This is a genomic window from Kitasatospora sp. MAP5-34, from assembly GCF_029894335.1.
Taxonomy (GTDB): Bacteria; Actinomycetota; Actinomycetes; order Streptomycetales; family Streptomycetaceae; genus Kitasatospora.
On record NZ_JARXZC010000092.1, the window covers coordinates 1 to 2,685 of the forward strand.

The window sequence follows — 2,685 nt, forward strand, 5'->3', positions numbered from 1 at the left end:
CCGCATGCTCATCCGACGCTCGACAAGCCGCTACCGCTGGGACGGCCGGCCCACCACCCGACGCCTCAAGTGATCCATTTGCCGGTCGGTCTTAGGTGGTTTTTCGCCTGGTCGGGCTGGTTTTGGATGCCGGTGAGGCGGATGCCCGCCGCGGCCGGTGTCCGGCTGGGGATGCCCGCATCCGGTGATGTACAGAATCCTTGACATCGTGTCATGGTTGCTTGACACTCCAGATGTCGGGTTTTCTTTACATCTGCCGGGGAGCGGGAGCGGGTATGGCGGTCGAGGAGAGACGCGCGTGGATCATGCTGGTGTCCGCCGTGGGGGCGTACGCGGTGTACGCGGCCGTGGTGCTGGCCCATCGGCCGGGGGTGTCGCTGGTCCGGGTCTCCTATGTGCCGGCGCTGTTGTGGACGGTGGGCGGGGCGGTCGCGGTGCAGGTGGTGCTGACGATCGCGGCCGGGGTCCTGGTGCCGTGCGGGGAGCGTGCCAAGGACCGGCGTGACCGTGAGATCCACCGCTTCGGGGAGTACGTCGGGCAGTCGTTCGTGGTGGCCGGCGCGGTGGCGGCCCTGGTCCTCGCGATGGCCGGCGCCGACCGGTTCTGGATCGCCAACGCGATCTACCTGGCGTTCGTACTCTCCGCCGTCCTGGGAGCCGGTACGAAGCTCACCGCCTACCGGCTGGGGTTCCACCCGTGGTGAGGCCGACGCGGGTCACCAACGCGATCCGCGCGCTGCGCTTCGCCCACGGTGAGATGACCCAGGCCGAACTGGCCCGCCGGATCGGTGTCACCCGGCAGACCGTCATCGCCATCGAGCAGGGCCGCTACTCGCCCTCGCTGGAGATGGCCTTCCAGATCGCGCGGGTGTTCGCCGTTCCGCTGGACGCCGTGTTCCAGTACCCCGAGACCGAGGGAGAGAGCCGATGAAGGCCGTCGTCCAGGACGCCTACGGGCCGCCGGAAGTCCTGCGCGTGCAGGAAATCGACAAGCCGGAGCCGGGCCCGGGCGAGGTGCTGGTCCGGGTGCGGGCGGCGGGCCTGGACCCGGGTGTGTGGCACCTAACGACGGGCCGGCCCTACCTGCTGCGCCTGGCGTTGGGCCTGCGCGCACCCCGGGTACGGATACGGGGCCTGGACCTGGCCGGGGTCGTGGAGGCCGTCGGCGCCGGGGTGGAGAGCCTGGGCGCGGGGGACGAGGTGTTCGGCACCTGTGACGGCTCGTTCGCCCAGTACGCGTGCACCGGCCAGGACCGGCTGCACCGCAAGCCGGAGAACCTGACGTTCGAGCAGGCGGCCGTCGTCCCCGTCTCGGCCTGCACCGCGCTGAAGGCGCTGCGCGAGGCGGGACGGCTGCGGGACGGCGAACGGGTGCTGGTGATCGGGGCCGGCGGCGGGGTCGGATCGTTCGCCGTGCAGCTGGCCAAAACCTTCGGCGCGCACGTCACCGGCGTCTGTTCCACCTCCAAGACCGGCCTGGTCCGCTCGCTGGGCGCGGACGAGGTCATCGACTACACCGGCGAGGACCCCACCGCTGGCGGGCGCCGCTTCGACCTGGTGGTGGACACCGCCGGGAATCGGCCGCTGGCCGCGCTGCGCCGCGTCCTGACCACGCGCGGGACCCTGGTGATCGTCGGTGGAGAGGGCGGCGGCGCCTGGCTCGGCGGCGCGGACCGGCAGTTGCGCGCGCTGGCGCTGTCCCCGTTCGTGCGGCACCGCCTGCTCGCGCCGGCCGCGATGCGCCAGAGCCAGGAGGACCTGCGGCTGCTGGCGGGCCTCATCGAGGAAGGCCGTCTGACCCCCGTCATCGACCGGACCTACGGCCTGGACGAACTCCCGGAGGCCGTACGCCACCTGGAGCGGGGCCACGCGCGCGGCAAGAGCGTCATCCGCGTGCCGTAGGCATTCTCCCGGCACCTGACGCTCGTCCCCGCAGGCCCGGGCGGCGGCCGGACCGGGGCAGGGACGGTGTTCCGGGCGTGCGCCGTTCCCCGGTCCGCAGGCAGCGACCCGGCGCGGCAACGACCGCTGGTCGGCCCCTGCGTGTCGGACTGGGCGAGCCACGGCGATGGACATGGCCGGAGGGACCGCGCGGCGCACTCGGGAAATACGGAGACGCGGTCGGAGGTGGGCTGGCAGGCTGGCCTGATGGAGTCGCCGCCAGGTGCTGCCGCACCTCATCTGTCATCCCAGAGGGCAGTCGGACCGCTTCGTCCATGCCGTCGTGGACCGGATCAACCCGCCGACCACGAGGCCGGCCCAGGCGGCCTGACGCCCCACGGATGCCGGACGGACCCGCTGAACCCAACTGCACCTGCCGGAAGGGAAGGAGAGGCCGGCCATCAGGAGCAGCCCTCCCACCCGTGGCCGGGCCTGCTCGCACGAACTGCCCATCCACCGTCAGGGAGAACTGATTTGGCTGCCCCATGGGACCTTTTGATATCCACTGCGGGTGGCGTCGCCGCCACCATTGTGGGCGTTGTTGCGGGTGGTGTCGTCGGGCGGCGAAGCCAGAATCGGCAGTGGCTTCAAGGGACGCAGACTGCCGCCTACGAGAAGTTTCTGCAAGCGTTCGGCGCCGTGGAGATGGTGAGGTGACCCCCGCGATGTGGACACACCTGACAATGGATCTTGTTGATCCAGGAAGGTGAAGATCCGCGTGGCAAGGCCATCGAAGTACAGTCC

5 protein-coding genes are annotated in these 2,685 nt (G+C 70.8%); 4 read left to right on the forward strand and 1 reads right to left on the reverse strand.

Features of this window, described 5'->3' with window-relative positions; all coding sequences use genetic code 11:
- The 4 genes from P3T29_RS32440 to P3T29_RS32455 all read left to right on the forward strand — a co-directional run.
- A partial coding sequence (locus tag P3T29_RS32440; protein WP_280720267.1) for a hypothetical protein occupies positions 1 to 204 on the forward strand: 204 nt, incomplete at its 5' end.
- Between the two features lie 71 nt (positions 205 to 275).
- Entirely contained in the window at positions 276 to 704 is a 429-nt protein-coding gene (locus P3T29_RS32445) for a hypothetical protein (protein ID WP_280720268.1), read from the forward strand.
- 23 nt (positions 705 to 727) lie between these two features.
- Entirely contained in the window at positions 728 to 931 is a 204-nt protein-coding gene (locus P3T29_RS32450) for a helix-turn-helix transcriptional regulator (protein WP_348532886.1), read from the forward strand.
- Positions 928 to 1,902: an NAD(P)-dependent alcohol dehydrogenase gene (locus P3T29_RS32455; protein WP_280720270.1), complete on the forward strand. Its 975-nt coding sequence runs from the start codon at positions 928 to 930 to the stop codon at positions 1,900 to 1,902. The genes P3T29_RS32450 and P3T29_RS32455 overlap by 4 nt, the downstream gene beginning before the upstream one ends.
- Positions 1,903 to 2,400: 498 nt before the next feature.
- Here P3T29_RS32455 and P3T29_RS32460 read toward each other — a convergent pair.
- Positions 2,401 to 2,685, reverse strand: a 285-nt coding sequence (locus P3T29_RS32460) for a hypothetical protein (RefSeq protein ID WP_280720271.1), incomplete at its 5' end; no start/stop codon positions are given.

Coding starts and splice junctions, on each gene's coding strand:
- P3T29_RS32445 (WP_280720268.1), top strand. CDS start 276: ATGGCGGTCGAGGAGAGACGCGCGTGGATCATGCTGGTGTCCGCCGTG.
- P3T29_RS32455 (WP_280720270.1), top strand. CDS start 928: ATGAAGGCCGTCGTCCAGGACGCCTACGGGCCGCCGGAAGTCCTGCGC.